We start from the raw sequence: 26,781 nt of genomic DNA, 5'->3' as shown, positions 1-26,781 counted from the left end.
GCATTTATGGCAGCGAAAAACGAGTTCGTTTACGAGTCCTACCAGGATGGCAAAACGATTCAGACCCTGCTCAAGTCCATTGCCCGCGGTCTGGGCAAGGGCAAACTGGAATTCAGCGATGGCGATACCGATCTGGTGCTGACACCGGAAGGTCTGCTGCACCTGAAGGTGTCCGCCAGTGAAGATGAAACCCGTAACCAGCTCAATATCCGTATCCGCTGGGAAGAGCACCCGCGCGAGCTGTCCGAAGATATGCTCAAGGTTAAATAAGCCCTACCAGGGCAGTCCCTGGCCAAAGCGCTCCACCAGAAAATCGCACAACAACTGCAGTTTGGGAGAGCGCTGCCGCGCCTGGGGATATACCAGCCAGACGCCGCTGAACGGATAGCGGTACTGCTCCAGCATGGATACCAGCTCACCCCGCTCCAGCGCCGGCTCCACGTAATAATCCGGCAACTGGGCAATGCCCAACCCCTTGCTCACCGCATCCATCAGCGCCGGCCCCGAGTTGGAGCGCCAGTTACCGTTCACCCGCAGCTCACGGCGCTGGCCGTTGTCACTGAACAGCCAGAAGGTATTGGAGCCCAGCAGGCAGTTATGCCGGCTCAGCTCGGAAAGCGTATGCGGCATGGGATAGCGCTGCAGGTATTCCGGGCTGGCACAGAGATATTCACGCCGATCACACAACCGCCGCGCCAGCAGGCTGGAATCTTTCAGCGTCCCCATGCGTATGGCCAGATCGTAACCCTCGGTAATCAGGTCGGTCTGGCGGTTGGTCAGATGCAGATCCAGACTGATCTTGGGGTAGGCCAGCATAAAGTCATTGAGCTGGGGTGCCAGAAAACGCTCACCGAAAGTGGTGGCGCAGGTCACGCGCAGCTTGCCCGAAGGCTCGGCCTGAAAGCTGGACAACTCCTCTTCTGCTGCAGAAAACCCCTGCAGCAGATCGCGACAATGCTGGTAGTAATGCTCACCCGCTTCGCTGAGGCGAAACTTGCGCGTGGTGCGGTACATGAGCGGAGTATTAAGATCGGCTTCCAGCCGCGCCACCAATCGGCTCATATGCGATGGCGAGACTTTCAGCTTCTTGGCGGCTGCCGAGAAACTGCCTTGCTCCACGACTTCGACAAAGGCTTCAATCGCATCCCAATTACGCATTTAGATCTACCCCGAACAGCCGCCCAAGCGGGTGTTACTCTGCAAAACCAACATACATCAGAAATATTTTCTGACAATTGCTTTATATATCATTTAAAAAAGCCACACCTTCGGCAAGAAACTTTAGAAAATGTAGCTATCCGCCTGTGGCGTCGACATAAGATCGATACCCACAGATGAATCCAATAATCCGCACAACAGGAGAGCCCCATGTCCATCGAACGCATCCACTCCACCGACCGCATGAGCCGCATCGTCAAGCACAACGGCACCGTTTATCTGTGCGGCCAGACCGCCGGCCAGGCGGAATGGGATATCGCCGAACAGACCCGTCAGTGCCTGACCAAGATTGAAGGCCTGCTTGCCGAAGCCGGCAGCAGCAAGGCTTCCATGCTGTCAGTCACCATCTATATCCGCGACATGAAGGACTTCGCTGCCATGAATGAAGTCTGGGATGCCTGGGTTGCTGACCTGCCCAAACCGGCTCGCGCCTGTGTTGAAGCACGCATGGCCCGCCCGGAAATTCTGGTCGAGCTGACCGTGACCGCAGCCGTCGAAGACTGATGACCTGCCGGCCTGTGGTGTTCACTGCAGGCCTATTTTCCCTCGATTATTGCTACTGAGCAAAAATACTTTTCGATTGGTGCCATTATCAATGACGCCAACCGGGTCTAGACTGTGTTCAAACCGAATACAGGAGACCTCTCATGAAATCTCGCGCTGCCGTTGCCTGGAAAGCTGGCGATCCTCTCACTATCGAAGAAGTAGATGTTCAGGGCCCCAAGGCCGGTGAAGTTCTGGTGCGTATCGTTGCCACTGGCGTGTGTCACACCGACGCGTTCACACTGTCTGGCGCAGACCCGGAAGGCATCTTCCCGTCCATCCTGGGCCATGAAGGCGCGGGCGTGGTTGAAGAAGTCGGCCCCGGCGTTACCACGCTGAAACCGGGTGATCACGTAATCCCGCTGTACACCGCCGAGTGTGGCAAGTGTAAATTCTGCCTGTCCGGCAAAACCAACCTGTGTCAGGCTGTTCGCGCGACCCAGGGCCAGGGCCTGATGCCGGACGGCACCAGCCGTTTCTCCCTGAACGGTGAAACCCTGTACCACTACATGGGCACCTCTACCTTCTCCGAATACACCGTTGTTCCGGAGATCTCCCTAGCGAAAATCCACGTGGATGCACCGCTGGAAAAAGTCTGCCTGCTGGGCTGCGGTATCACCACCGGTATCGGTGCGGTACTGAACACGGCGAAGGTTGAGCCGGGCTCTACTGTTGCCATCTTCGGTATGGGCGGCATCGGCCTGTCCTGTATCCAGGGGGCCCGCATGGCCGGTGCCGAGCGCATCATCGCCATCGACATCAACGAAGAGAAGTTCGAGATGGCACGCCAGTTCGGTGCCACCGACTGCGTTAACCCGAAAGACTTCTCTGACCCGATCCAGCAAGTCATCGTCGACATGACCGACGGTGGTGTGGACTACTCCTTCGAGTGTATCGGTAACGTACAGGTAATGCGTTCCGCACTGGAGTGCTGCCACAAGGGTTGGGGTGAATCCATCATCATCGGTGTTGCCGGTGCTGGCGAAGAGATCTCCACCCGTCCGTTCCAGCTGGTCACCGGTCGCGTCTGGAAAGGCTCCGCTTTCGGTGGCGTCAAAGGCCGCAGCCAGCTGCCGGGTTACGTTGAGGATTACATGAACGGCAAGATCGAGATCGATCCGTTCATCACTCACACCATGGGCCTGGAAGACATCAACAAGGCATTCGACCTGATGCACGAAGGTAAGAGCATCCGCTCGGTGATTCTGTTCGATCAGTAATTGGACGCTTTGGGTGCCTACCGCCCCACTGGGCACCCGCACACCGACACGCCGTGAATCCATCCATGGAGGCTCTGCAGCGCCATCCCTGGCGCTGAAGGTCGGCTTTGCGGGCACCCAGTGCGGCTCCGGTTGTCATCAACGATAACCAGACGCTGGCACCCACAGTTGCAGGCGTGGAGAGGACAGGGTTGATCGACCGTATGGCGCCATGGACGGCGCCATCGAGCCCCCAGGGAAGGGTTTACGGCGTGTCGAGCAACACTGTCCTCTCCTGAGCCCAGCACCCAAGCACAACACGGCAAACCACCGAAGGCTCAAGGAGAACGCACATGTCACAAGCAGCCCCCGAGCTGATCGCCAGCAACAAATGCTTCGACGGCTGGCTCAAGCGCTACAAACATCTGTCGCCGGCAACCGGCACAGAGATGATCTTTGCCATCTACCTGCCGCCACAGGCCCAGACGCAACCGGTGCCCGTTCTTTACTGGCTGTCCGGCCTCACCTGCACCGATGAAAACTTCATGCAGAAAGCCGGTGCTCAGCGCATCGCCGCCGAGCTGGGTATCGCCATTGTGGCACCGGACACCTCACCGCGCGGCACCGACCTGCCGGGTGAGCATGACAGCTACGACTTCGGCTCTGCCGCCGGCTTCTACGTCAATGCGACCCAGGAACCCTGGTCAGCGCATTACAACATGTACGATTACGTGACGGCGGAACTGCCTGCACTGATCGAACAGCACTTCCCGGTGACCGATAAGCGCGCTATCAGCGGCCATTCCATGGGCGGCCATGGTGCATTGATTTGCGCACTGAAGAATCCGGGTCGTTATGCTTCCGTATCCGCTTTCGCGCCGATCACCAACCCGATCAACTGCCCCTGGGGTGAAAAAGCCCTGACCGGTTATCTGGGTGAAGATCGCGAAAGCTGGAAGGCTTGGGACAGCTGTGAGCTGATTGCCAATGCGGAAGAGAAACTGCACCTGCTGGTGGATCAGGGCGAAGCCGATGATTTCCTGGCGGAACAGCTCAAGCCGGAAGCCCTGCAGGCGGCCTGCGAAGCTGCGAACCACCCGCTCGAGCTGCGCCTGCAGCCGGGCTATGACCACAGCTACTTCTTTATCGCCAGCTTTATCGAAGACCACCTGCGTCATCACGCCAAGGCACTGGGCGTAAGCTGAATCGCGGTCTGAAACAGACACAAAAAAACGCCGACCCGCGCAAGCCGGTCGGCGTTTTTCGTATGAGGTCGCGTGACGCTTAGAGTGCGGCCAGAACCGCTTCAGCGCTGCTCTTCTCGAAGTCTTTCTCGTCCACGTTCAGCAGCTCAACCACACCGTCGTTGACGATCATGGCGTAACGCTTGCTGCGCTTGCCGAACTGAATGCCGGTCAGGTCCAGTTCCAGACCCAGCGCCGATGCGAATTCACCGATACCGTCTGCCAGCATTGTGATGTTGTCAGCGTTCTGCGCCTTGCCCCAGGCATCCATTACGAACACATCATTTACAGCGGTGCAGATGATGCTGTCGACGCCCTTGGCCTTGATCTCGTCAGCCTTAACCACAAAACCCGGCAGGTGAGCAGCAGAACAGGTCGGGGTAAAAGCACCCGGTACCGCGAAAAGAACAACTTTCTTGCCTGCAAAAAGGTCCGCAGTGTTCACTGCTTCAGGGCCGTCCGCGCCCATCACACGCAGTTCTACATTGGGAAGGGTATCACCGATCTGAATGCTCATGATCTGCTCTCCATTACACTATAGTTGAGTGATTTGCTCAGGATTCTAGCAGTGAATCGAGCCTCCTGCCTAGCGGCCACCTTCAATATAGCCAATCCAGCCGCTTAACAGGGCGATAAAATCTTCCAGCCCGGCTTCTGCCACTGCATCACTCCAGCCAAAACCCTCTTCCAGGGCATCTTCATCGCCTTCAGCTTGCACCCAGACCCGAGCGCTTTCGCTGTCCAGGCGCAGGCTCAACTCACGGCCATGCCACTCAAACTGACCACGCTTCTGCACTGCCAGACGTTCGGCTTCCTTTAACACACGGGACGCCTGCTCAGGGTTGTTTCCCAGCTCTTCGCCCAGCCAGCGGCCGAACAATGCCTGTTCATACTCGACGATCGCCTCGGGCTGATCATAGAGATCCTGTCTGAATTCGTACTCCACTCAGTACACCCCTCAATACATCCAATTCCGGCCAGTCGGCGTAAACGCACATGATACCCTAACCCTAACAGGGAAGAATGATCAGGAGATCGGATGGACGACGCCAAGCCCAAACAACGCGCTTCGGCTGCTGTGCCCAGCAGTCGCCTGTCCCGCATGGCCAGCCTGACCGGTCTGGCCGGACGGGTGGCCGGCAACCTGGTGGCCGACGGCAGCCGACAATGGCTCAAAGGCCAGCGGCCCGCCATGTCCGAACTGCTGCTCAGTGCCAAGAACCTGGAGCAGGTAGCGGCCAAGCTGGCTCGCATGCGCGGTGCCGCCATGAAGCTGGGGCAACTGATCTCCATGGACTCCGGCGCCCTGCTGCCACCGGAGCTGGCCAACGTACTGTCACGGCTGCGCGATGATGCGGTCATCATGCCCGCCGCCCAGCTGGTCGATGTCCTCGAACATAACTGGGGCAGTAACTGGGACCAGACACTGGCCCAGTTCAGCTTTGATCCCGTTGCCGCAGCATCCATCGGTCAGGTTCACAAGGGCCGCACCCATGCAGGACGCGAACTGGCGATCAAGATTCAGTATCCCGGTGTGAGGCGCAGTATCGACAGCGACATTGATAACGTCGTGTCCTTGCTGCGACTGAGCGGCTTGCTGCCCCGCGAGCTGGATATTGATCCTCTGGTAGCAGAGGCCAAACATCAGCTGTACCTGGAAACGGACTACCTGCACGAGCAGCAACAACTGCAGGAATACGCCCAGGCGCTGCAGAGCTTTCGCCATGCAGGTGCACTGCTCATACCCGGTGTGGACAAGGCGCTCACCACCGAGCAGATCCTGTGCATGGACTTCGTCGAGGGTGTCAGCCTGATACAGGCCGCGGAACAAAAGCATGCTTTGCGCCATGAGATTCCAGCCCTGCTGCTGGAGCTATTCTTCTGCGAACTCTTCCAGCTGCACCGCGTGCAGACTGATCCCAATCCGGCCAACTACCAGTACAACCTGAGCTCGGAGCAGCTGGTACTGCTGGACTTTGGTGCCGTGCGTCAGTTCTCCAGCGACTTTGTCCGCCAATACCATCGCGCTATTTGCGCTGCCACCGACCGGGATACCGCAACACTGGCTGAAGCGCTGGAAACCCTGAGGTTCTTCAGCCAGCGCCATGATGCCGCCAACCGTCAGGTGGTGCTGGATATATTCGTCGAAGCTACCGAGCCTCTGCGTACACCCGGTGACTATGACTTTGGCCACTCGGACCTGGCACAACGGATTCATCAGCGCGGCATGGCCATCAGCAGCACGCCAGAGGCCTGGCATACACCACCGGCGGATGTACTTTTTCTGCACCGCAAGATGGGTGGCCTTTTCATGCTGGCCGCACAGTTGGGTGCGTCTGTCGACGTGCATGCCATTTTCAGCCGATACCGGGAGCTGTTATGACGCAGCCATCACCGCAACTATCACGCCTGGAGCATCCCATCGAGGCCGTTATCATCGGTGCCAGCGGCGGTATTGGGCAGGCAATGTTACGCGCATTGCTGAATAATCCCGCGGTCGAACATATTCATGCGTTTACCCGCAAACGCCCTTCTCACCTGTCGCAATTGGCCATGGAGCACAGCCAGCGCCTCTCCCTGCACAGCATCAACCTCAGTGATGAAGCCGGCATTGCAGCGGCCATGGCACAATTGGAGAGCGTTTCACCCAATCTGGTACTGATTACCAGTGGCCTGCTGTATACCGAAACCCGGATGCCGGAAAAAAGCTGGCGGCAGCTGGATGAGGATTACTTTCACCAGCAGATGCAGATCAATGCCCTGGCGCCGGCACTGCTGGCGAAACACCTGATTCCGAAGATGCCGAAGGACCGGCCGGCACTGTTTGCCGCGCTGTCAGCGCGCGTCGGCAGTATTGGCGATAACCGTCTGGGAGGCTGGTACAGCTATCGCGCCAGCAAGGCGGCTTTGAACATGTTGCTGAAATGCACGGCGATTGAAGCCAAACGACGCTGGCCCCAGCTGGTGGTGACCGGCTTACACCCCGGCACCGTTGATACCTCACTCTCCGCACCTTTTCAGGCACGGGTGCCGGAAGGGAAACTGTTCACACCCGATTATTGTGCCGAATCGCTATTGAAGGTTCTGGATGGCCTGACGCCTGAGGATTCGGGCCAGGTCTTTGCCTGGGACGGGCAACCGATTACACCTTGAGAAGCTGTGCAGGCAGTTAACTGTCGTCTTCCACCCAGCGGATTTCAACCGGGCGAACACCCCATTCCAGTGCGGCATCCACGTCCGTGCCCATGTAAATGTCGATTTTCTTGTCCCAGCGGCGGTGCATCTTATCGAGTACCCGGTAACGCCCGGGCAGGCCCACAATCTCGATCATTGTGTTGTGGGTCAGCCCTTTCTTGATCAGATCACGGGATACCGCCACCACTTTCATGCCCGGCTTCAGCTTGTCACCCCAGGCCGTGATGTTGGGCTGATCGTTGGTTTGGTCGGCTACCGAATTGTAGGCCGAGGCCATTACTTTCAGCCGTTGCTCCGCACTAGCAGAACCGGCTCCGGCCAACAACGCCAAGGGCAACATACAAATCAGACACTTAGCAACAAAAGATGACATTTACACCCACAATGATGAATTTTTGATGACAATCGACCCAGTACAAAGTATATATCGTTTTCCATTATGAGGAGGATGCATGCGTGTATTCACCCCCCGAGCTCGAACTCGACCTGACAGCCAGCCTTTATGATCGCATTGCCGATGCCCTGGTTGATACCGGTTATCTGATCCTGCCTTCCGCATTGCCGGAAACAATGGCATACGACCTTTATCAGCATTTGAGAGCCCATCGTGATGATGAGTTCCAGCGTGCCGGTATCGGCCGTGAGCAGGACCATCAATTACATGGCAAGGTGCGCCGCGACCAGATCCGCTGGCTCGGCCGTGAGCAGAGTTCGGTTGAAGCAGCCTATCTGGACTGGATGGAAGGTCTGCGTGAGGGCTTGAATCGCCGCCTGTTCATGGGGCTGTTCGACTACGAGGCCCACTTTGCCCATTACCCGGCCGGGGCTTTCTACAAGCGCCACCTGGATGCTTTCCGCGGTCAAACCAACCGAGTGCTGACCACCGTGCTGTATCTGAATCCCGATTGGGATGAACAGAATGGCGGTGAACTGCTGATCTGGCCCGAGCCGGACAGCGAAACGGTGATGACCCGCGTGGTGCCGCAAATGGGTACGCTGGTGATTTTCCTCAGTGAACAGTTTCCGCACGAAGTGCTGCCCGCCAGCACCGACCGTTTCAGCATTGCCGGCTGGTTCAGGGTCAATGCCAGTCTTAACAACCAGATCGACCCGCCCCATTAATCCGGGTTAAAGCAGCTGCAGCGGCGGCTCCTGCATGGCCGAGAGCTGCTCGCGCAGCTGCAGAATGTGCTCACCCCAGTAACGCTCGGTATTGAACCAGGTGAAGTTGCGCGGAAAGGCCGGATCTTCCCAGCGACGCGCCAGCCAGGCACTGTAGTGCAGCATGCGCAGGGTGCGCAGAGCTTCCACCAGATGCAGTTCGCGCGGGTCAAAGTCGGCGAATTCGTTATAGCCCTCCACAACTTCCGCCAGTTGCAACTGTTGCTGCTGACGGTCATCGCCGGTCAACAGCATCCACAAGTCCTGTACAGCCGGTGCCATCCGCGCATCGTCAAAGTCGACAAAATTGGGCGTGTCATCGCGCCAAAGGATATTGCCGCCGTGGCAATCGCCATGCACTCGAATGCGGCGCACATCGCCCGCGGCGGCATAACAGCGCTCGATACTGGCGATCAGGTCTGACGTCAGACTCAGATAGGCCTCGCGCAGGGATGAGGGAATAAAGTCCCGACCGATCAGCTCAATGCTGTTGAGGCCGTAGGTCTGAATATCCAGTGCCGGGCGACTCTGAAACGGCTGCGCCTGACCCACCAGATGAAAACGCCCCAGCGTCTGGCCCAGACGATAAAGATGATCGGGGTCACCCAGCTCCGGCGCCCGGCCACCGCGGCGCGGGTATAGGGAAAAGCGATATTCCTGAAATTGGAACAGACTCTCGCCCTGCTCGTCCCGCAGCGGCGCGACCACCGGCAGCTCCTGCTCATCCAGCTCAAAGCAGAGCTGATGCTCTTCCAGAATCTGCTCATCGCTCCAGCGGTTGGGGCGGTAGAACTTGGCGATCAGCGGCGTTTCATCCTCGATACCCACCTGATACACCCGGTTTTCATAACTGTTGAGTGCCAGTATGCGGCCATCGCAGAGATACCCTCTGGACTCCACCGCATCCATGACGGTATCGGGCGTGAGCTGATAAAAGGGTTGGCTGTTGTCTTGCATAGGGCACCTTTGCGCAGTTGGACCTGCATTCTACTGCACTCCGCCCAGTGCAACCAAAGCGCAACAGGAATGACTTATTGTACTAAAGAACTACACTTGGCATATTAGCTGCTTATGTAGCAGCATAGTAACAAACAGATTCCAGGCTCGGTCATGGATGGTAATGCCTGTATCCAGTTCAAGGATTCAAAAGGGGTTCCCCATGAAGGTAGCTCACAAGGTCGCACTCGCGGCCTCTCTGGTTGTGATACTGGCATTCACCGCCTTTTCACTGTTCCAGTACAATTCGGTGCGCTCGGCGCTCTATAGCAAGGCGGAAGATAGCGTTCAGGAAGCTTCCACCTCGCTGAGTAACGAGATCAGTTACTGGCTCAATGCGCGTCTGGACCTGATCAACCTGATGGCCCAGACCATCGATCAGGACTTCAGCCGCGACACCATTGACTGGATCTTTTCTTCGCCCGTCCTGAAACAGCAATTCATCCTCGTTTTCGGCGGTCTGGACAGTGACGGCAAGGCGATCAAAAACGACGATAGCTGGAACCCCCCGCCCACTTGGGATGCACGCAAACGTCCCTGGTACCCCTATGCACGCGACAACAATGAAGCCGTGCTGACCGCGCCTTACGAAGACTCCACCACCGGCGAAATCCTGATTTCCGCCGTGGCCAAGCTGACAGACAAAGGTCAGTTCATGGGTGCCTTTGGCGGCGATATAAGCCTGGTATCCGTGGCCGAAACCGTGAACTCCATCACCTTCAACGAAACCGGTTATGCCTTCCTGATTGATCGCGATGGCAACATCATCAGCCACCCCAATGCCGAGTTTAACGGCAAACCGCTGAGCACACTGCTGGGGCAGAAAGTGCCCTCTTTCAGTGCGACTCTGCAGCCGATTAAGGTCAACGGACGCACCCAGCTGATCGCTTTTCGCCCGGTGCAGGACCTGCCCGGCAGTGACTGGCTGGTGGGTGTGATGCTGGATGAACGCAAGGTGATGGCCGACGCCAACGAATTCGGTCTTTGGGCCATTGCCGGTGCCATTATCAGCACCCTGCTCAGCTGCGTAGTGTTGTATCTCCTGATGCAACGCATTCTGGCCCCGCTGGGCCGTCTGAGCGCCACGCTTGGCGAGATCAGCCAGGGCGGTGGCAACCTGACCCAGCGCCTGAACCTGGATTCCAAGGATGAATTCGGCGCCCTGGCCAAGTCCTTCGACGAGTTTATCTCCTTCCTGCAGCGCCTGATCAGCGAGGTCAAACAGGAGGCGCTGGTAATGCAGGACAAGGCCTCGGACACGGCATCCTCCGCCTCCACTTCAACCACGCATATCCGCCAGCAGCTGGATGAGCTGGATCAGCTTGCCACCGCCATGCATGAGATGTCTGCCACCGCCCATCAGGTGGCTCAGAGCGCACAAACCACGGCAGAAGCCGCACGTGAAGCCGACACATCGGCACAGGACGGCACCCAGGTGATGGAGCAGACGCGCCAGTCCATCGACACGCTGGTCACCGAAATGAATCAGGCGATGGAGAATATCACTCAGCTGACCCACTACAGCAACAACATCGAGTCCATCCTGACCACCATTGTGGATATCTCGGAGCAGACCAACCTGCTGGCCCTGAACGCCGCGATTGAAGCCGCCCGAGCCGGTGATCTGGGCCGTGGTTTTGCTGTGGTGGCAGATGAAGTGCGGGCACTGGCGTCAAGGACCCAGCAGTCCACCACCGAAATCCGCGGCATGATCGAGCAGCTGCAACAGGGAGTTGCCACCGCCGAAACCAGTATTCGCGACAATACCGAGCGCGCACTGGATACGCAGAGTCATGCGCTCACGGCCAGTAATTCACTGGAGAGCATCCGCGACAGCATCCGTTCCATCAACGAGATGACGGTGCAGATCGCTACGGCTGCGGAGGAGCAGAGCTCCACCACGGAAGAGATCAACCGCAACACCACTAATATTCGCGATCTGAGCCAGCAGGTTTCCGAAGGTGCTGAGCAGCAGACCGAGCTGTGTCACACCATGAATGAGCTGAGCCAGAAACAGAGCGAACAGCTGGGCCGCTTCAAGGTGTAGACTGACCGGCCCCGCTTGCCGGGGCCAGATCCTGCTGCATCTCAGCCAGAATCCAGTCTCGAAACGCCTCCATGCCATAGGTCAGGGGGCGTTTTTCCTGGTACACCAGATAAAACCCCTTGGGCTTATCCAGCGTGATATCGAAGGGCACCACCAACTGGCCCGACTCCAGCTCTCGCTGCACCAGCGCCCTGTCCGCCAGCGCGACCCCGATGCCTTCAATCGCCGCAGATACCGCCAATGCGGTACTGGAGAAGGACATGGTGCGGGTCAGCCCGGTCACTCGAACACCCAACTGACGCAGAATTTGCGGCCATTCCTGACGGCGACCACTGACATGGATAAGGGTTTTCTGCAGCAGGTCTTCCGGATTACTTAGCCCCTGAGGGCCTTCCATCAAACGTGGACTGCAGACCGGCGTAGACGCCAGATGACGCAGAAAGTGGATATCCACCCCCTGCCAGTTGCCTTCACCGTAGTAGACCGCCATGTCCGTATCGGAATGCACAAAGTCGACATAACCGGTGGTGGCGCTGAAACGCAGCTCAACATCCGGGTACTGTTCCTGAAAGCGACCGATACGCGGCACCAGCCAACGAGACAAAAAGGCAGGTGCAACACTGATATTCACTGCACTGAGGTTGGGCGAAGTCATCAAACGCCGAGTGGCACTCTCGACTTCATCCAGTGCCAGCTGCACCGAGGGCAGATAGCGTTCACCGGCCGCAGTCAAGCTGACCTGGCGGCGCTCACGCCGAAACAGCTTCAAGTTCAAGAATTCTTCAAGTGACTTGATCTGGTGGCTGATGGCAGACGGGGTAACACACAGCTCCTCCGCCGCCTCGTTAAAGCTTTGCAGGCGGGCCGCAGACTCGAAACTGCGCAGGGCATTGAGGGGTGGCAGGCGACGGATGGCGGCGCTCCTCGAATAGTTTAGTTTTTTTCAACTATAGCCTGAAAATCAATCTTTTGTCGTCTTTGCGATTAGACCTTAGTATATGCGTCGAAATCAACAGCCAATTAAGGAGCTCTACTCAAAAATGTCCGACTTCAACCGCATGGTAATGACACAGAATGGTCTGGTAGACGTGGATTACTATGTTGAACAGGCGCGTCGTGAACGTGCTGCACTGCTGGCCTCCGCTATCAAGTCCATGTATCGCGGTATCACCGGCCTGCTGAAACCGCGCCGCCCGCTGGCAGGTGCGTCTGCACTGGTCAACTGAGTAGATGCTGGAGCAGGCTCTGCCTGCTCCTCCTCAACTCGCCAACACCTCTTCCCCGGATCCTTCCAGTATCGCCACAGCCTGTTTCAGGGCTTCGAAACAACGCTCATCAATCGCCGTATTCACGCTTTCTTCCATGATCGCCAGCGTTTTGGCAATTGGCGTTGCACCCCGGTAAGGCCGCTCGGCCGTAATCGCATCGAAAATATCTGCCGTCGTAATGATGCGGGTATCCAGTGAAATATCTTCAGCTTTTCGACCATAGGGATAGCCCTTGCCGTCGAGCCGCTCATGATGGGCGCCGGCCACCTTTGCCAGCTCGGCAAACGCCCCGATACGGCCCAGGATTTCCTCGGTAAAACGGGCATGGTTCTGTACCTGGATCCATTCGTCCTGATCCAGCTTACCCGGTTTGTCGAGAATGCTGTTGCTCACCCCCAGCTTGCCAACATCGTGCAATAAGGCACCGCGACGCAGCCAGCGACGGCGATCCTCACTCAGCCCCAGCTGTTCGGCAATCATATCGGTGTAGAGGGAGACGCGCTCACTGTGCCCCGCGGTATAAGGGCTCTTGGCATCCACCACCTGACCAAACGCCCTTGCCACCCGGTCCAGGTAGTCATCATCCACTTCCACCTGATGCCCTTGTGGTGCCAGTGCCAAAACGGCCGCTGGCAGATCCGGCCCCGCCAGGGTTTGCCAGAAGCCCGGCTGCTGCGCCACCTGCTCCAGCGCCTGTACCAGTTCAGGATCAAACCACTGGCCACTGCGCGCACGCGCCTCCTGCAGCGCTGGTTCCCCGCCGGAAGCGGTATGGAACACATCCACCACCTGGGTCAGCAAGGCGACACGGGCATACAACGGGATTTGGTCGCCCTTGAGCCCCTCGGGCCGGCCCTCACCGGACCAGTGTTCATCCAGGCTATGAATGCCGGCACAGACCTGTTCGCTGAACCCCAGATCCCGGGCAATGGCGGCTCCGCGCTCGCATCGGGTTGAGATAATCTCATCCGCCAGCTCCTCACCCTCACGTGCAATTCGCATCAGCTTGCGTAAGCGCTCGGCAACCCCTTCGTTTTTGCCGGTGTGTTGCAGCACAAAACGCACTACCTGCCCCAGGCTGCCATCCACCCATTTGAAGTCGCGCTTGAAGCTCAGGTCATCGGTGCCATACAGCTCACATATACGCGCCGCATTACTGCTGCAGCCCAGGTCTTTCAACAGCAGGGTGTAATAAAGCTCCCAACGTTCTTCAGCACTCAGCTTCAGGTGGTCGGCCAGCTGCATGCCGATCCAGCAGCAGCGCATGCAATGCCCGGGCGGCTGCCCCTCGGTCATATCCAACGCGTGGGACAGTGCGCTGATCAGCTCCGACAGCTGCAGCCCCTTGCCCAAGTCCATTCGCCAACGTTCCATCACGGCCTCCCGTTCTGGTGTTTGCCTTTTCTACGCAGGATTAGCGTTTCAGGCCCACCTGGATTTGGCCCCTACCCAGCCTTGCCAGCGGGCATTGACCCAGAGTGACAGCATAATCACGGCACCGCCAATCAACAAACGCGGCAGATCCGCATCCCTGTTCCAGATTAGCAGATTGACTATCAGCCCTGCCGGCACCAATGCATTGTTCATGATGCCCAGGGTCCCTGCATCCACCAGGGTCGCGCCCTTGTTCCAGAAAAAGAACCCCAGCCCGGACGCTGCCAGACCCAGCCAGGCCAAAACGCCCCAGTGCAGGCTGGTGTGCGGCAGACGCTCAGCATTGCCCAGCAACAACCAGGCCGGCAGTGCCAGCAGGAAAGCACCGATGAAGAAGAAGCCGAAGCTGTGCCAAAGCTCACGCCCTGCGACCTGGTAATGGCGCACCAGGTGAGCATAACCGACCTGACCGGCCGCAAACGCCAGGTTGGCCAGCTGCAGCAACAGGAAACCACGGATAAAGTCATCACTGACGCCGTCGTAACGGATAATTGCGGCCCCTACTACCGCTACAGCCGTCGAGATTAACGGTGCCAGACTAAAGCGGCGCTGCAGCAGGTTATCGATCAAGGCCACATAGAGCGGGGTAAAGATGGTGAACAGCAGTACCTCAGGCACGCTGAGGTATTCAAATGAGAGATAGAGACAGATATAGGTAAGGCCGAACTGTAACGCGCCCACCAGGGTGATGCCCGCCATCAGCCCCGGTGCCAATCGGCGAGGCCGCAGCAGGGGCACAAAAATAAGGGCGGCCAACAGAATTCGGGTCAGGACAGCGAAATAGCTGTCCACCTGCCCCGCCAGATATTCGCCGATAAGGCTGAAGGAAATGGCCCAGAGCAGGGTGACGGCAACCAGGTACGGCATTGAAGCTCCTTGATCGGTACGGAATCGAGCCGATAAGGATAACGTCTGGACGTCTGGGGTACGAGATTAAAGCACCACTCTCTCAATGTCGCCGTTTTGAGTCATGGCAAGATACTGCTCGGAGCTGAGCATCATGGCCTGGTCCAGCTCGACCTCGACACCCGCCTCGAGACGCAGCAACTGCTCCAGCTCTTCGCGGTCCGGACGCCCTTCAAAGCTGATGGTCATGCCTTCATCTGCACTGTCCAGGGCTGCAGTCTGACCCGGTGGCAGGTAGATGGTGCCGTTGTTGAAGTCCACGGCAAAGGCGATCACACCGGGCACAAAGAAGAACAGCAGACCGACGCCATTCAGTGCGGCGACAGCCGGATCAATGCGCCCACTCACCTGCCCCTTGCGTTCAGGATAGAGAACGGTGCCACAGCCACTGAGAAACAGGGTGGCGACAAGGGCAAGCGCCAGGCTACGCGGTCGTTTCAATGTCATCAGTTGCATGGCGGCCTCCTCAGGAATCTGCGGCCATCAGCTCTTCAGCGAAGGGGCGATAGGCAGTCAACTGCGGCCCTTCCAATACGGACAGCGGCTTGATCTGCGCATCAGCCTCGACTTCAGGCTGAGACAGGCTGCGGCTCTGAGCATTAATGACAGGACGTTCCTCTTCGACATTCAGCATGACCAGGCGCGGCTCAGACTGAAACAGGAAAGGTTCCAGTGCCAACGGCAGGCCGGCGAAGGTCAGCATCAGGGTCAGGGCCAGAGTCAGGCGTAGCATGGTGTTTACTCCGTTAATTACACTTGGCCCTTACATATCAAAACCTGTGCCAAAGATTATTTATCCCTTTATTTTCAATAATTTATAAAAATAATTTCGGTTTTTTTTGTAATCAAACCTGTTCATCTGCAGTTAAGTGTTGGCGATTTGCAGACACATGAAACAGCAAAACACAAAATCATTTAAAAACAATAGCTTACATAGTCTCTATTTGGAAACACCCCTGCCAGACAGCACAAAAAAACCCGGCCGAGGCCGGGTTCTTGAACTGCTAACGCTTTGATTTAGTTAACTTTAGCGTCCAGCTCACCGGTCATGTAAAGCTCGGACATGTCTTCCAGCGAGATCGCCTTGATCTTGCTGGCATGGCCGGCGGTACCGAAGGCTTCATAACGGGCAATACAGATCTCGCTCATCGCCTGCATGGTCGCCTTGAGGAATTTGCGCGGGTCGAATTCAGCCGGGTTCTCTGCCAGGAAACGACGCACGGCACCGGTAGACGCCAGACGCAGGTCAGTATCGATGTTGACCTTGCGAACACCGTACTTGATGCCTTCAACGATCTGCTCAACCGGCACACCGTAAGTTTCCGGGATCTCGCCACCGAATTCGTTGATCACGGCCAGCCATTCCTGCGGCACGGAAGAGGAACCGTGCATAACCAGGTGGGTGGTCGGGATGCGCTCGTGGATCGCCTTGATGCGATCGATCGCCAGGATGTCGCCTGTGGGCGGCTTGGTGAACTTGTAGGCACCGTGGGAGGTACCGCAGGCAATTGCCAGCGCATCCACGTTGGTCTGGGTAACGAAGTCAGCCGCTTCATCCGGGTCGGTCAGCATCTGGTCGTGAGTCAGCGTACCCTCGGCACCGATGCCGTCCTCTTCACCGGCCTGACCGGTTTCCAGAGAACCCAGGCAGCCCAGTTCACCTTCCACGGAAACACCGCAGGCGTGCGCCATCTCAACGGTACGACGGGTCACATCGACGTTGTAGGCATAGTCAGTCGGGGTCTTGCCGTCTTCGCCCAGAGAGCCGTCCATCATCACTGAGGAGAAGCCCATGGCGATAGAACGCTGGCACACAGCCGGGCTGGTACCGTGGTCCTGGTGCATGCACACCGGCACGTCCGGGAACTCTTCGATCGCCGCCAGGATCATGTGACGCAGGAAGTTGGAGCCCGCGTATTTGCGCGCACCGGCAGAAGCCTGAACGATCACCGGCGAGTCGGTCTTGGCCGCCGCTTCCATGATCGCACGCATCTGCTCCAGGTTGTTGACGTTGAACGCCGGAATGCCGTAGCCATATTCGGCGGCATGGTCCAGCAGCTGACGCATGGAGATCAAAGCCATGGTTTCACCCTTTGAATTGGTTCATCAAATGTTGTCGTCACCCGGCCTTGTGAGCCTTGGGTGTACGGATACAGGCTGCGCCGGTATCCGTGTCGTGTCAGACCGCAGTCTTTTACTTCGCTGCGCGCGCTTCCAATACAGCAACCGCCGGCAGGACCTTGCCTTCCACGAATTCGAGGAAAGCACCGCCACCGGTAGAGATGTAGGAAATCTTATCAGCGATATCGTATTTATCCACCGCTGCCAGGGTATCGCCACCGCCCGCGATGGAGAAACCGGCACTGTCGGCAATCGCCAGGGACAGCGCCTTGGTACCTTCACCGAACTGGTCGAATTCAAATACGCCAACAGGTCCATTCCAGATGATGGTGCCCGCGCTGGTCAGCAGTGCCGCCAGGTTCTTGGCAGATTCCGGACCGATATCCAGGATCATTTCATCGTCGGCCACGTCATCGGCAGACTTGATGACTGCTTCAGCGGACTCGGCGAACTCCTTGGCCACGACCACATCCACCGGCAGCGGGATATCAACCTTTTCCATCAGCGCCTTGGCCGCCGGAATCAGGTCATGCTCGCACAGTGACTTGCCCACCGGCTTTCCAGCCGCCGCCAGGAAGGTGTTGGCGATACCGCCACCCACGATCAGCTGATCGCACTTCTCGGACAGTGCATTCAGCACTTCCAACTTAGTGGAAACCTTGGAGCCACCCACGATAGCGGCCATCGGGCGCGCCGGGTTGTCCAGTGCCTTGGCCAACGCATCCAGCTCGTTCGCCAGCAAGGGGCCCGCACAGGCCTGGGTAGCGAATTTGGCAACACCGTGAGTCGACGCCTGGGCGCGGTGCGCAGTACCGAAGGCGTCCATCACATAGACGTCGCACAGCGCGGCCATCTTTTTAGACAGCTCTTCGTTGTCCTTTTTCTCGCCCGCATTGAAGCGCACGTTTTCCAGCAGGACCAGCTCACCCTCTTCCACGTCGAAGCCGCCGTCCAGCCAGTCCTTGACCAGCGGAACCGGACGCTGCATCAGCTTGCTGAGATGTTCAGCTACAGGTGCCAGCGAGTATTTCTCTTCGTATTCGCCTTCGGTGGGACGACCCAGGTGGGACATCACCATAACCTTGGCACCGGCTTTCAGCGCCTGCTCGATGGTCGGCATAGAGGCACGGATACGGGCGTCGGAGGTCACCTGACCATCCTTGACCGGGACATTGAGGTCTTCACGGATCAGCACACGCTTGCCGGCCAGATCCAGGTCCGTCATCTTCAATACGCTCATGAGAGGAGTTCCTGTTTATTGTTAAGTCAGTAATTCAGTCTTTGAGCTGCAGCCAGTACCGGGAGATATCCAGCATCCGGTTGGCAAACGCCCATTCATTATCGAACCAGCACAGCAGCTTCAGCAGTCGCCCACGTGATACACGGGTCTGGGTACCGTCCACCACCGCCGAGCGGGGGTCGGTATTGAAGTCCACCGAGGCATGAGGCTCTTCGGTATAGCCCAGCAAACCGGCCAGTTCCTGGCCTGCCGCCGCGCGCAGCATGGCATTGACCTCGGCGGGGTCGGTATCCTGCTGCAAATTGATCGACAGATCCATTAGCGAAACGTTGATCGTCGGCACCCGCACATGCAGACACTCGAAACGCCCGGCCAGGTGCGGCAACAGACGGTCGATGCCCTTGCTCAACCCGGTGTCCACCGGCACGATCGATTGCATGGCACTGCGCGCCAGACGCAGATCCGTACGGTGATAGCTGTCGATCACCGGCTGGTCATTCATCGCCGAGTGAATGGTCGTGGTGACGCCACTGTCGATACCGAAATGGCGATCCAGCAGGTCCAGCACCGGCACCACGCAGTTGGTGGTACAGGAGGCAGCCGAGGCGATGCGATGCTCTGCCTTCAGGTTGCCTTCGTTGTAACCGAAGATCAGAGTGGCATCGATGTCGGGCTGGGCCGGATGCGAATAGAGCAAACGCCGGGCGCCACTGGCCAGATGCCGTTCGGCATCGGCGCGGGTCTTGAAGGCACCGGAGCACTCCAGCACCAGATCCACGTCCAGCTCACCCCAGGGAATCTGCTCGGGCTCGGCATGGCTCAACACACGAATCCGATCACCATTGATCAGCAGTGCTTCGCCATCATTATCCACGGGCTTGGGAAAGCGACCGTGGGTGGTGTCGTAGCGGGTCAGGTAGGTCAGCGTATCCAGATCGGACAGCTCATTGATCGCCACCACCTGCAGCTCGGCCTCAAGCCCGCGCTGGTAGATGGCACGTAATACACCTTGCCCGATACGGCCATAGCCGTTGATCGCGATTCGATAACTCATGTCAGTAAGCCGCCGGACACAGGCCGTGCCCGGCGGATAACCTGCTGTTACAGCAGGCCTTCAACCGTGCTGACAACGTTGTCGACGGTGAAGCCGAACAGTTTGAACAGCTCAGCAGCCGGTGCGGATTCACCGAAGCTACGCATGCCGACGATGGCACCGTTCAGACCGACATACTTGTACCAGAAGTCAGCGTGTGCGGCTTCCACTGCAACACGTGCAGTCACGGCAGCCGGCAGTACCTGTTCCTTGTAGGCAGCGTCCTGCTTGTCGAAACGCTCGGTACAGGGCATGGAGACAACACGTACCTGCTTGCCTTTGGCAGTCAGGGCTTCAGCCGCATCCACGGCCAGAGACACTTCGGAGCCGGTGGCGATCAGAATCGCATCCGGGGTACCGGCGCAGTCACGCAGAATGTAGCCACCGCGTTCGATGGCCGCGATCTGGTCACCATCGCGGTTCTGATGCGGCAGGCCCTGACGGGAGAAGATCAGGGAGCTGGGGCCATCAGTACGCTGTACAGAGGCTTTCCAGGCGACGCCGGATTCAACCGCGTCACACGGACGCCAGGTCTCCATGTTCGGGGTCAGACGCAGGTTGGCAATCTGCTCGATCGGCTGGTGCGTCGGGCCGTCTTCACCCAGACCGATGGAGTCGTGGGTGTAGACGAACAGCGCGCGCTGCTTCATCAGGGCCGCCATGCGCACCGCGTTGCGGGCGTACTCCATGAACACCAGGAAGGTGGCGCCGTACGGGATGAAACCGCCGTGCAGAGCGATACCGTTCATGATCGCGCTCATGCCAAACTCACGCACACCATAGTGGATGTAGTTGCCGCTGGCATCGTCGCGGGTCAGGCCCTTGGAGCCGGACCACAGGGTCAGGTTGGAACCGGCCAGGTCGGCAGAGCCGCCCATGAACTCCGGCAGCATCGGGCCAAAGGCTTCGATGGCGTTCTGCGAAGCTTTACGGGAAGCGATGGTGTCGCCCTTCTCGGCAACCTGTGCAATCCAGGCATCGGCTTTCTCGCCGAAGTCCGCGGGCAGCTCGCCGGACAGGCGACGCAGCAGCTCTTCAGCCAGTTCCGGGTATTCCGCGGTGTAGGCGCTCAGGCGCTCGTTCCACTCGCTCTCGGCATGGGTGCCGGCTTCACGCGCATCCCAGTCAGAGTAGAGTTCTTCCGGTACTTCAAATTCCGGGTGAGCCCACTGCAGCATGTCACGCGCCAGCAGGATCTCGTCGTGGCCCAGCGGCGCACCGTGGCAATCTTCCTTGCCCTGCTTGTTGGGGGAACCGAAACCGATGATGGTTTTGCAGCAGATCAGGGTCGGCTGCTCGGTGTTCTCACGTGCCTGTTCGATCGCTTCGCGGATCTGGTCGCTGTCGTGACCGTCGACGCCACGGATGACCTGCCAGCCATAGGATTCAAAACGTGCCGGCGTATCGTCGGTGAACCAGCCTTCCACTTCACCGTCGATGGAGATGCCGTTGTCATCCCAGAACGCAATCAGCTTGCCCAGACCCAGAGTGCCGGCCAGTGCGCAGGCTTCGTGGGATACGCCTTCCATCAGGCAGCCATCGCCCATGAATGCGTAAGTGTAGTGATTGATGATGTCGTGACCGTCACGGTTGAACTGGGCCGCCAGCGCCTTTTCGGCAACCGCCATGCCCACCGCGTTGGTGATGCCCTGACCCAGCGGGCCGGTGGTGGTTTCAACACCCGGGCAGTAGCTGTATTCCGGGTGACCCGCCGTCTTGCTGTGCAGCTGACGGAAGTTTTTCAGGTCATCGATGCTGACATCGTAACCGGTCAGGTGCAGCAGCGAGTAGATCAGCATGGAACCATGGCCGTTGGACAGCACGAAGCGGTCACGGTCATACCAGTGCGGGTTGCCGGGGTTGTGTTTCATGAAATCGTTCCACAACACTTCGGCGATATCCGCCATGCCCATGGGGGCACCCGGGTGACCGGATTTGGCTTTCTGTACGGCGTCCATGCTCAATGCGCGAATCGCATTGGCAAGTTCTCGGCGAGAGGACATCAATCTACTCCTGGGGCTGGACCCAACCTTGAGGTTTACGGATTCGGGAAATTAAAGGCGCAATTTTCGCCCAGATAGCGACCAGCTTCAAATCCAAATGCGCAAATAGAGCGTTTTTCATACCCAAGGCGCAAAATTTTCACGCAAAAATCGGTCGATCATTATGCAGGGGTGCGACACTGGCGTTAAAATGCCCGGTTTAACATCACATCCATGGATCAGCCCGGGCCGACCCGGCTGCGCCTGAACCCAGTGAGGATTGTTTCCGGAAATGAGCGAATACAGCCTGTTCACCTCCGAGTCCGTGTCCGAGGGACATCCGGACAAGATTGCCGACCAGATCTCCGATGCGGTGCTGGATGCCATCATCGCCGAAGACAAGTACGCCCGTGTTGCCTGTGAAACCATGGTCAAGACCGGTGTTGCCGTCGTCTCTGGCGAGATCAGCACCTCGGCCTGGATCGACCTGGAAGACCTGGTCCGTAATGTCATCTGCGATATCGGCTACACCTCGTCTGATGTTGGCTACGACGGTGAAACCTGTGGCGTCATCAACATCATCGGCAAGCAGTCTGTCGAAATCGCTCAGGGCGTTGACCGCAGCAAGCCGGAAGACCAGGGCGCGGGCGACCAGGGCCTGATGTTCGGTTATGCCTCCAACGAAACCGACGTACTGATGCCGGCACCGATCACCTTCTCCCACCGTCTGGTGGAGCGTCAGGCCGAAGCACGCAAATCCGGCCTGCTGCCCTGGCTGCGTCCCGATGCCAAATCCCAGGTGACCTGCCGCTACGAAAACGGCAAACCGGTGGCCATCGATGCGGTGGTTCTGTCCACTCAGCACAACCCGGATGTATCCCAGGCCGACCTGCGCGAAGCGGTACAGGAGCTGATCATCAAGCACGTGCTGCCAGCTGAGCTGCTGCACAAGGACACCCAGTACCACATTAACCCGACCGGCAAGTTCGTCATCGGCGGCCCGGTGGGAGACTGTGGTCTGACCGGCCGCAAGATCATCGTCGACACCTACGGCGGCATGGCCCGTCACGGTGGTGGCGCCTTCTCCGGCAAGGATCCGTCCAAGGTTGACCGTTCCGCCGCCTACGCCGGCCGTTACGTGGCCAAGAACATCGTCGCCGCCGGTCTGGCGGATCGTTGCGAGATCCAGGTGTCCTACGCCATCGGCGTCGCCGAGCCGACCTCCGTGTCCATCAACACCTTCGGCACCGGCAAGATCAGCGATGACAAGATCATCGAACTGGTGCGCGAGCACTTCGATCTGCGTCCGTACGCGATCACCAACATGCTCGACCTGCTGCACCCGATGTATCGTCAGACCGCAGCCTACGGCCACTTCGGGCGCGACCCGTTCGAGATGACCGTTGCCGGCGACAGCTTCCTGGCCTTCCCCTGGGAGAAGACCGACAAGGCTGACGCATTGAAGAGCGCCGCGGGTCTGTAAGACTTAGTGCCGCTTCTTTCGCGCACAGAGTGCGCTCCCACAATCTCGGTCATCATTCATTGGTGGTACACTGTGGGGGCTCACTCTGTGAGCGAACTCTGAACTTTGTTTTGCTCCCCCCTTCGCGCACAGAGTGCGCTCCCACAAAGCATTCCCATAAATCGCCCACAACTCAGTCCACTCAGCCCAGTCTGACGCCAAACCTCCTGCACTCGCAGTTTGTTCCTGAGCCACCTGCTGTATTGACTGTGGGAGCTCGCTCCGCGAGCGAATACCTCAGTCCCAATCCCTGCCCTGCTCACTGGCATCCCCTCCCCGCCATACGACATAATACTCACCGACAGAAATTCACTCGGCAGGATTGTGCATGCGTATCCCCAGGGTTTTCGAACCTCAGCCGCTCAGTGCCGGCGCTCGTATTGAACTTGGTGACACCAGTATCCAGCATGTTGTGCGTGCCCTGCGCATGAACGACGGCGACCGTATCTGTATTTTCAATGGTGAAGGCCAGGAGTGTCTGGCGCAGCTGGCCGATGTCAGCAAGCGCAGTGCCTGGGCCATACTGGAACAACCGGCCACACCAGCGGTCGAATCGCCATTGCAGATCCATGTCGGCCAGACCCTGTCCCGGGGCGAGCGCATGGATTATGCCGTGCAGAAAGCCACCGAACTGGGGGTCAGCAAGATTACACCGCTGACCAGCGAGCGCTGCGAGGTCAAACTCAAGGGCGACCGTGAGGACAAGCGTCTGCGTCACTGGCAGCAGGTTGCCACCAGCGCCTGTGAACAGAGTCTGCGCACCCGCGTGCCCAGTATCGAAGAGGTCAGCCCGCTGCAGACATGGATCGAGCAGGTGGATGCCGACCTTAAACTGGTGCTGCACCACCATACTGCGCAGCCATTGCAAAGCATGGACCCGCCCGGGTCGGTTGCTCTACTGATCGGCCCCGAGGGCGGGTTGACCGAGGCCGAGGTCGACGCAGCCCTCGCCGCAGGCTTTCAACCGGTAGCCTTCGGCCCGCGCGTAATGCGCACCGAAACCGCGCCCGTGGCCGCTTGCGCAATTCTGCACTACCTCTGGGGCGACCTGGGGTAAGATTGACACCACATTCAGTACAGGACATTCAGGTATGACACTCAAAGTCGGCGTGGTGATGGACCCGATCGAAGCCATCAGCTACAAGAAAGACAGCTCACTGGCGATGCTCTGGGCCGCCCAGCGCAAGGGCTGGGAGCTGCAGTACATGGAACAGCAGCACCTGTTCCTGCGCGACGGCACCGTCAAGGCACAGATGGCACCACTGAAGGTCGCCATGGACCCGGACAACTGGTTCGAGCGTGGTGACTACGAGGTTCGCGACCTGGCCGAGCTGGATGTTATCCTGATGCGCAAGGACCCGCCGTTCGATAACGAGTTCATCTACAGCACCCATCTGCTGGCCATGGCGGAAGCTCAGGGCACCCTGATCGTAAACCGTACCGGCAGCCTGCGTGACTTTAACGAAAAGCTGTTTGCCACCCACTTCCCGCAGTGCTGCCCGCCGGTGCTGGTAACCCGCCGTGAAGATCTGCTGCGCCAGTTCCACGCCGAGCACAAAGACGTTATTTTTAAGCCGCTGGACGGCATGGGCGGTTCCTCCATCTTCCATATCCGCGAAGACGGCACCAACCTGGGCGTGATCATCGAGACGCTGACCGCACACGGCACTGAAACCATCATGGCGCAGAAATACATCCCCGAGATCAAGCAGGGCGACAAGCGCATCCTGATGATCAACGGCGAGCCGGTGCCCTATGCCCTGGCACGTATCCCCATGGCCGGCGAGACCCGTGGCAACCTGGCTGCCGGTGGCCGTGGCGAAGGCCGCCCGTTGAGCGACCGCGACCGCTGGATCGCCGAACAGGTCGGCCCGACCCTGCGCGAAAAAGGCCTGCTGTTTGTCGGCCTCGATGTGATCGGGGATTACCTGACCGAGATCAACGTCACCAGCCCCACCTGTATCCGTGAACTGGACGACCAGTTTAACCTCGACATCGGCATGGAGCTGATGGACTGTATCGAGAAGGAACTGGCACAACGATGATCAAAAAGGACGCCCGCCTGCCGCTTTGGCATCACCTGAACAGCGATAGCTTCGGGTTTATGCTGTTCCTGGCCACGGCTGTGCATGGCGTCCTGTTATTGGCACTCGGCTTCACCCTGCCCGAACCCAAGCCGCCCCAGCATACGCTGGATGTCACCCTGGCCCAGCATCCACAGAAGGAAGCGCCGGAACAGGCAGACTTTATTGCCCAGCACAACCAGGTTGGCAGTGGCACTGAAGAAGCGGTGTCGACCCCGACCACCACCGAAGAAGCCCCCCTGGCCAGTGACTCACCCAAGTTGCAGGCGGCTCGTGAAGCACCTTCACTGGAGACCAGCGTCGATAAGCCACCGGCGCCGGTGCCTCTGCCGGGTAAAGCCGAACAGCCCAAGGCCGAGACCGGCAAGGAGCCTGCGCCCGAACAGCTGGTAACCCAGGCTCCCAAACCCAAGCCGAAACCCCAGCCACGCCAGGAGCAGGCCGGCGCCAGCACGCCCACTTCGCAAACCCGCTCTTCGTCACTGCTGTCACGCAGCCTGGAGATGGCCAGCCTGCAGGCCCAGGTGGATCTGCAGCGGGAAACCCGCGCACGTAAACCACGGGTGTTGCGCCTGACCTCTGCCGCCACGCGCAAGCATGAATATGCGTCATACCTGGATAACTGGCGCCGCCGCGTCGAAACCGTGGGCAACCTGAACTACCCCGAACAGGCCCGCAGCCGGGGCATCCAGGGCCGGTTACGCATGCTGGTGGCACTGGATGCCAGCGGCAAGGTGGTCAACGTGGAGATCCTCAGTTCATCCGGGCATGCCGTGCTGGACGATGCCGCCATTCGCATCGTGCAACTGGCGTCTCCCTTCCAGAGTTTCCCGGTGGAAATGCGCAAGAAAGTGGACCGACTTGAAATTATTCGAACCTGGAAATTTGAGAAACATGCACGGGTGTACTAAGCCTAAGCTGTACTCAAGCAACGCAGAGCCCCGACCATGACACAGCCACCTACATCGTTGCGCGATCATTTCCTGATCTCCATGCCGCACCTGCAGGACGACACCTTTGCTGAAACCGTCGTTTATCTCTGCGATCACAGCGAATACGGCGCCATGGGCATCGTGGTCAACAAGCCCAGCGGCATCCGCATGTGTGACCTGCTGGATCATCTCGAGCTGGAGCACCAACCCGGCCTCTATTCCGGCAGACCTGTTTTCAATGGCGGCCCTGTACGTGATGACCGCGGTTTTGTGTTGCACCAGCCGCAGCCCGGACAGGAATGGCTTTCCAGCCACAGCATCAATGACGAGCTCTGCCTGACCACCTCCATCGACATCCTTGAAGCCATCGCCCGCGATCAGGGCCCGGATACATTCCTGGTGGCACTGGGCTACGCTGGCTGGGGCCCCGAGCAACTGGAACAGGAACTGCGCGACAACCTCTGGTTAAGCTGCCCGGCAAATTCGGATATACTTTTCCACCTGCCACTGGAGGACCGACTGCAAGCGGCAGCGGCCACTCTGGGCATCAACCTGAACCTGTTGCCGGTACACGCCGGACACGCCTGACAGAAGCG

Annotated in this window: 29 protein-coding genes; 15 read left to right on the top strand and 14 right to left on the bottom strand. The window is 58.6% G+C overall.

Annotation, left to right across the window (positions count from 1 at the left end; genetic code table 11):
- Positions 1 to 6 precede the first annotated feature (6 nt).
- Positions 7 to 270, top strand: coding sequence for an amphi-Trp domain-containing protein (locus tag BW956_RS12565; RefSeq protein WP_010324937.1), 264 nt, complete (start codon positions 7 to 9; stop codon positions 268 to 270).
- A 3-nt stretch (positions 271 to 273) separates the two neighbouring features.
- Here the strand turns inward: BW956_RS12565 and BW956_RS12560 are convergent, their stop codons facing one another.
- A complete protein-coding gene (locus BW956_RS12560; RefSeq protein ID WP_010324938.1) occupies positions 274 to 1,158 on the bottom strand; it encodes a LysR family transcriptional regulator in 885 nt (294 codons plus the stop codon).
- 210 nt (positions 1,159 to 1,368) lie between these two features.
- Between BW956_RS12560 and BW956_RS12555 the strand changes: the two genes are divergently transcribed.
- The 4 genes from BW956_RS12555 to fghA all read left to right on the top strand — a co-directional run bounded on the left by BW956_RS12555 (position 1,369) and on the right by fghA (position 4,165).
- Complete coding sequence (locus BW956_RS12555; RefSeq protein WP_010324939.1) at positions 1,369 to 1,722, top strand: RidA family protein; 354 nt, start codon at positions 1,369 to 1,371, stop codon at positions 1,720 to 1,722.
- 143 nt (positions 1,723 to 1,865) lie between these two features.
- Positions 1,866 to 2,981 carry an S-(hydroxymethyl)glutathione dehydrogenase/class III alcohol dehydrogenase gene (locus BW956_RS12550; RefSeq protein ID WP_010324940.1) on the top strand — a complete coding sequence of 372 codons (1,116 nt, stop codon included), beginning with the start codon at positions 1,866 to 1,868 and terminating at the stop codon, positions 2,979 to 2,981.
- 13 nt (positions 2,982 to 2,994) lie between these two features.
- The gene (locus BW956_RS22770) at positions 2,995 to 3,129 is read left to right on the top strand and encodes a hypothetical protein (protein WP_276327835.1); all 135 of its coding nucleotides are present in this window, start codon (positions 2,995 to 2,997) and stop codon (positions 3,127 to 3,129) included.
- A gap of 184 nt (positions 3,130 to 3,313) precedes the next feature.
- On the top strand, positions 3,314 to 4,165 hold the full coding sequence (fghA, locus tag BW956_RS12545) for an S-formylglutathione hydrolase (protein WP_076463023.1): 852 nt from the start codon (positions 3,314 to 3,316) through the stop codon (positions 4,163 to 4,165).
- 79 nt (positions 4,166 to 4,244) lie between these two features.
- On the opposite strand, the gene BW956_RS12540 is transcribed toward fghA, so the two are convergent.
- Together BW956_RS12540 and BW956_RS12535 are read right to left on the bottom strand one after the other, a co-directional pair.
- On the bottom strand, positions 4,245 to 4,721 hold the full coding sequence (locus BW956_RS12540) for a peroxiredoxin (RefSeq protein WP_010324943.1): 477 nt from the start codon (positions 4,719 to 4,721) through the stop codon (positions 4,245 to 4,247).
- 69 nt (positions 4,722 to 4,790) lie between these two features.
- Complete coding sequence (locus BW956_RS12535; protein ID WP_076463022.1) at positions 4,791 to 5,150, bottom strand: YacL family protein; 360 nt, start codon at positions 5,148 to 5,150, stop codon at positions 4,791 to 4,793.
- A 93-nt stretch (positions 5,151 to 5,243) separates the two neighbouring features.
- Here BW956_RS12535 and BW956_RS12530 point away from each other — a divergent pair, with 93 nt between their 5' ends.
- Together BW956_RS12530 and BW956_RS12525 are read left to right on the top strand one after the other, a co-directional pair.
- On the top strand, positions 5,244 to 6,587 hold the full coding sequence (locus BW956_RS12530) for an ABC1 kinase family protein (protein WP_076463021.1): 1,344 nt from the start codon (positions 5,244 to 5,246) through the stop codon (positions 6,585 to 6,587).
- The gene (locus BW956_RS12525; RefSeq protein WP_076463020.1) at positions 6,584 to 7,357 is read left to right on the top strand and encodes an SDR family NAD(P)-dependent oxidoreductase; all 774 of its coding nucleotides are present in this window, start codon (positions 6,584 to 6,586) and stop codon (positions 7,355 to 7,357) included. Before BW956_RS12530 ends, BW956_RS12525 begins: the two co-directional genes overlap by 4 nt.
- A 16-nt stretch (positions 7,358 to 7,373) precedes the next feature.
- Here the strand turns inward: BW956_RS12525 and BW956_RS12520 are convergent, their stop codons facing one another.
- Complete coding sequence (locus tag BW956_RS12520) at positions 7,374 to 7,739, bottom strand: 3D domain-containing protein (protein ID WP_158217788.1); 366 nt, start codon at positions 7,737 to 7,739, stop codon at positions 7,374 to 7,376.
- A gap of 116 nt (positions 7,740 to 7,855) precedes the next feature.
- Here BW956_RS12520 and BW956_RS12515 point away from each other — a divergent pair, with 116 nt between their 5' ends.
- The gene (locus BW956_RS12515) at positions 7,856 to 8,521 is read left to right on the top strand and encodes a 2OG-Fe(II) oxygenase (protein WP_010324948.1); all 666 of its coding nucleotides are present in this window, start codon (positions 7,856 to 7,858) and stop codon (positions 8,519 to 8,521) included.
- Positions 8,522 to 8,527: 6 nt separating this feature from the next.
- On the opposite strand, the gene BW956_RS12510 is transcribed toward BW956_RS12515, so the two are convergent.
- Complete coding sequence (locus tag BW956_RS12510) at positions 8,528 to 9,517, bottom strand: serine/threonine protein kinase (protein WP_076463019.1); 990 nt, start codon at positions 9,515 to 9,517, stop codon at positions 8,528 to 8,530.
- 202 nt (positions 9,518 to 9,719) lie between these two features.
- On the opposite strand from BW956_RS12510, the gene BW956_RS12505 reads away from it, so the two are divergent.
- Positions 9,720 to 11,603, top strand: a complete 1,884-nt coding sequence (locus BW956_RS12505; protein WP_076463018.1) for a methyl-accepting chemotaxis protein — start codon at positions 9,720 to 9,722, stop codon at positions 11,601 to 11,603.
- Here BW956_RS12505 and gcvA read toward each other — a convergent pair.
- A complete protein-coding gene (gcvA, locus tag BW956_RS12500; RefSeq protein ID WP_217695131.1) occupies positions 11,593 to 12,507 on the bottom strand; it encodes a transcriptional regulator GcvA in 915 nt (304 codons plus the stop codon). The two genes, BW956_RS12505 and gcvA, sit on opposite strands and share 11 nt — an antisense overlap.
- Before the next feature lie 136 nt (positions 12,508 to 12,643).
- On the opposite strand from gcvA, the gene BW956_RS12495 reads away from it, so the two are divergent.
- Positions 12,644 to 12,829, top strand: coding sequence for an RSP_7527 family protein (locus BW956_RS12495; protein WP_010324952.1), 186 nt, complete (start codon positions 12,644 to 12,646; stop codon positions 12,827 to 12,829).
- Between the two features lie 33 nt (positions 12,830 to 12,862).
- On the opposite strand, the gene BW956_RS12490 is transcribed toward BW956_RS12495, so the two are convergent.
- The 8 genes from BW956_RS12490 to tkt all read right to left on the bottom strand — a co-directional run bounded on the left by BW956_RS12490 (position 12,863) and on the right by tkt (position 21,668).
- Positions 12,863 to 14,245, bottom strand: a complete 1,383-nt coding sequence (locus BW956_RS12490) for an HD-GYP domain-containing protein (RefSeq protein ID WP_139327180.1) — start codon at positions 14,243 to 14,245, stop codon at positions 12,863 to 12,865.
- A 48-nt stretch (positions 14,246 to 14,293) separates the two neighbouring features.
- Positions 14,294 to 15,172 carry an EamA family transporter gene (locus BW956_RS12485; protein ID WP_010324954.1) on the bottom strand — a complete coding sequence of 293 codons (879 nt, stop codon included), beginning with the start codon at positions 15,170 to 15,172 and terminating at the stop codon, positions 14,294 to 14,296.
- Between the two features lie 66 nt (positions 15,173 to 15,238).
- Entirely contained in the window at positions 15,239 to 15,667 is a 429-nt protein-coding gene (locus tag BW956_RS12480; RefSeq protein ID WP_083703057.1) for a hypothetical protein, read from the bottom strand.
- A gap of 10 nt (positions 15,668 to 15,677) precedes the next feature.
- The gene (locus tag BW956_RS12475; protein WP_076463016.1) at positions 15,678 to 15,944 is read right to left on the bottom strand and encodes a hypothetical protein; all 267 of its coding nucleotides are present in this window, start codon (positions 15,942 to 15,944) and stop codon (positions 15,678 to 15,680) included.
- Between the two features lie 284 nt (positions 15,945 to 16,228).
- Positions 16,229 to 17,293 (bottom strand): class II fructose-bisphosphate aldolase, encoded by a 1,065-nt coding sequence (fba, locus tag BW956_RS12470; RefSeq protein WP_076463015.1) that lies wholly within the window; start codon positions 17,291 to 17,293, stop codon positions 16,229 to 16,231.
- A gap of 112 nt (positions 17,294 to 17,405) precedes the next feature.
- The gene (locus tag BW956_RS12465) at positions 17,406 to 18,572 is read right to left on the bottom strand and encodes a phosphoglycerate kinase (RefSeq protein WP_010324958.1); all 1,167 of its coding nucleotides are present in this window, start codon (positions 18,570 to 18,572) and stop codon (positions 17,406 to 17,408) included.
- Positions 18,573 to 18,606: 34 nt separating this feature from the next.
- A complete protein-coding gene (locus BW956_RS12460; RefSeq protein ID WP_076463014.1) occupies positions 18,607 to 19,626 on the bottom strand; it encodes a type I glyceraldehyde-3-phosphate dehydrogenase in 1,020 nt (339 codons plus the stop codon).
- 47 nt (positions 19,627 to 19,673) lie between these two features.
- Positions 19,674 to 21,668, bottom strand: coding sequence for a transketolase (tkt, locus tag BW956_RS12455; RefSeq protein WP_076463013.1), 1,995 nt, complete (start codon positions 21,666 to 21,668; stop codon positions 19,674 to 19,676).
- A gap of 271 nt (positions 21,669 to 21,939) precedes the next feature.
- On the opposite strand from tkt, the gene metK reads away from it, so the two are divergent.
- The 5 genes from metK (at position 21,940) to BW956_RS12430 (ending at position 26,773) form a co-directional block, all read left to right on the top strand.
- Positions 21,940 to 23,130 carry a methionine adenosyltransferase gene (metK, locus tag BW956_RS12450; protein ID WP_010324961.1) on the top strand — a complete coding sequence of 397 codons (1,191 nt, stop codon included), beginning with the start codon at positions 21,940 to 21,942 and terminating at the stop codon, positions 23,128 to 23,130.
- Between the two features lie 367 nt (positions 23,131 to 23,497).
- Positions 23,498 to 24,226, top strand: a complete 729-nt coding sequence (locus tag BW956_RS12445; protein WP_010324962.1) for a 16S rRNA (uracil(1498)-N(3))-methyltransferase — start codon at positions 23,498 to 23,500, stop codon at positions 24,224 to 24,226.
- 34 nt (positions 24,227 to 24,260) lie between these two features.
- Positions 24,261 to 25,214, top strand: a complete 954-nt coding sequence (gene gshB, locus BW956_RS12440; protein WP_076463012.1) for a glutathione synthase — start codon at positions 24,261 to 24,263, stop codon at positions 25,212 to 25,214.
- Positions 25,211 to 26,164 carry an energy transducer TonB gene (locus tag BW956_RS12435; protein ID WP_076463011.1) on the top strand — a complete coding sequence of 318 codons (954 nt, stop codon included), beginning with the start codon at positions 25,211 to 25,213 and terminating at the stop codon, positions 26,162 to 26,164. Before gshB ends, BW956_RS12435 begins: the two co-directional genes overlap by 4 nt.
- 36 nt (positions 26,165 to 26,200) lie before the next feature.
- The gene (locus tag BW956_RS12430; protein WP_010324965.1) at positions 26,201 to 26,773 is read left to right on the top strand and encodes a YqgE/AlgH family protein; all 573 of its coding nucleotides are present in this window, start codon (positions 26,201 to 26,203) and stop codon (positions 26,771 to 26,773) included.
- The last annotated feature ends 8 nt before the right edge of the window (positions 26,774 to 26,781 follow it).

This window comes from Marinobacterium stanieri (assembly GCF_900155945.1).
In the GTDB taxonomy this organism is placed as follows: Bacteria; Pseudomonadota; Gammaproteobacteria; order Pseudomonadales; family Balneatricaceae; genus Marinobacterium; species Marinobacterium stanieri.
The sequence above is the reverse complement of the archived record's forward strand: the minus strand, read 5'-3'. Positions and strand labels throughout refer to the sequence as shown.

Bases quoted from the DNA above. Each gene is read 5' to 3' on its own strand.
- BW956_RS12565 (WP_010324937.1), top strand. From the start codon at position 7: ATGGCAGCGAAAAACGAGTTCGTTTACGAGTCCTACCAGGATGGCAAA.
- BW956_RS12560 (WP_010324938.1), bottom strand. From the start codon at position 1,158: ATGCGTAATTGGGATGCGATTGAAGCCTTTGTCGAAGTCGTGGAGCAA.
- BW956_RS12555 (WP_010324939.1), top strand. From the start codon at position 1,369: ATGTCCATCGAACGCATCCACTCCACCGACCGCATGAGCCGCATCGTC.
- BW956_RS12550 (WP_010324940.1), top strand. From the start codon at position 1,866: ATGAAATCTCGCGCTGCCGTTGCCTGGAAAGCTGGCGATCCTCTCACT.
- fghA (WP_076463023.1), top strand. From the start codon at position 3,314: ATGTCACAAGCAGCCCCCGAGCTGATCGCCAGCAACAAATGCTTCGAC.
- BW956_RS12540 (WP_010324943.1), bottom strand. From the start codon at position 4,721: ATGAGCATTCAGATCGGTGATACCCTTCCCAATGTAGAACTGCGTGTG.
- BW956_RS12530 (WP_076463021.1), top strand. From the start codon at position 5,244: ATGGACGACGCCAAGCCCAAACAACGCGCTTCGGCTGCTGTGCCCAGC.
- BW956_RS12525 (WP_076463020.1), top strand. From the start codon at position 6,584: ATGACGCAGCCATCACCGCAACTATCACGCCTGGAGCATCCCATCGAG.
- BW956_RS12520 (WP_158217788.1), bottom strand. From the start codon at position 7,739: ATGTTGCCCTTGGCGTTGTTGGCCGGAGCCGGTTCTGCTAGTGCGGAG.
- BW956_RS12510 (WP_076463019.1), bottom strand. From the start codon at position 9,517: ATGCAAGACAACAGCCAACCCTTTTATCAGCTCACGCCCGATACCGTC.
- BW956_RS12505 (WP_076463018.1), top strand. From the start codon at position 9,720: ATGAAGGTAGCTCACAAGGTCGCACTCGCGGCCTCTCTGGTTGTGATA.
- BW956_RS12495 (WP_010324952.1), top strand. From the start codon at position 12,644: ATGTCCGACTTCAACCGCATGGTAATGACACAGAATGGTCTGGTAGAC.
- BW956_RS12490 (WP_139327180.1), bottom strand. From the start codon at position 14,245: ATGGAACGTTGGCGAATGGACTTGGGCAAGGGGCTGCAGCTGTCGGAG.
- BW956_RS12485 (WP_010324954.1), bottom strand. From the start codon at position 15,172: ATGCCGTACCTGGTTGCCGTCACCCTGCTCTGGGCCATTTCCTTCAGC.
- BW956_RS12480 (WP_083703057.1), bottom strand. From the start codon at position 15,667: ATGCAACTGATGACATTGAAACGACCGCGTAGCCTGGCGCTTGCCCTT.
- BW956_RS12475 (WP_076463016.1), bottom strand. From the start codon at position 15,944: ATGCTACGCCTGACTCTGGCCCTGACCCTGATGCTGACCTTCGCCGGC.
- fba (WP_076463015.1), bottom strand. From the start codon at position 17,293: ATGGCTTTGATCTCCATGCGTCAGCTGCTGGACCATGCCGCCGAATAT.
- BW956_RS12465 (WP_010324958.1), bottom strand. From the start codon at position 18,572: ATGAGCGTATTGAAGATGACGGACCTGGATCTGGCCGGCAAGCGTGTG.
- BW956_RS12460 (WP_076463014.1), bottom strand. From the start codon at position 19,626: ATGAGTTATCGAATCGCGATCAACGGCTATGGCCGTATCGGGCAAGGT.
- tkt (WP_076463013.1), bottom strand. From the start codon at position 21,668: ATGTCCTCTCGCCGAGAACTTGCCAATGCGATTCGCGCATTGAGCATG.
- metK (WP_010324961.1), top strand. From the start codon at position 21,940: ATGAGCGAATACAGCCTGTTCACCTCCGAGTCCGTGTCCGAGGGACAT.
- BW956_RS12445 (WP_010324962.1), top strand. From the start codon at position 23,498: ATGCGTATCCCCAGGGTTTTCGAACCTCAGCCGCTCAGTGCCGGCGCT.
- gshB (WP_076463012.1), top strand. From the start codon at position 24,261: ATGACACTCAAAGTCGGCGTGGTGATGGACCCGATCGAAGCCATCAGC.
- BW956_RS12435 (WP_076463011.1), top strand. From the start codon at position 25,211: ATGATCAAAAAGGACGCCCGCCTGCCGCTTTGGCATCACCTGAACAGC.
- BW956_RS12430 (WP_010324965.1), top strand. From the start codon at position 26,201: ATGACACAGCCACCTACATCGTTGCGCGATCATTTCCTGATCTCCATG.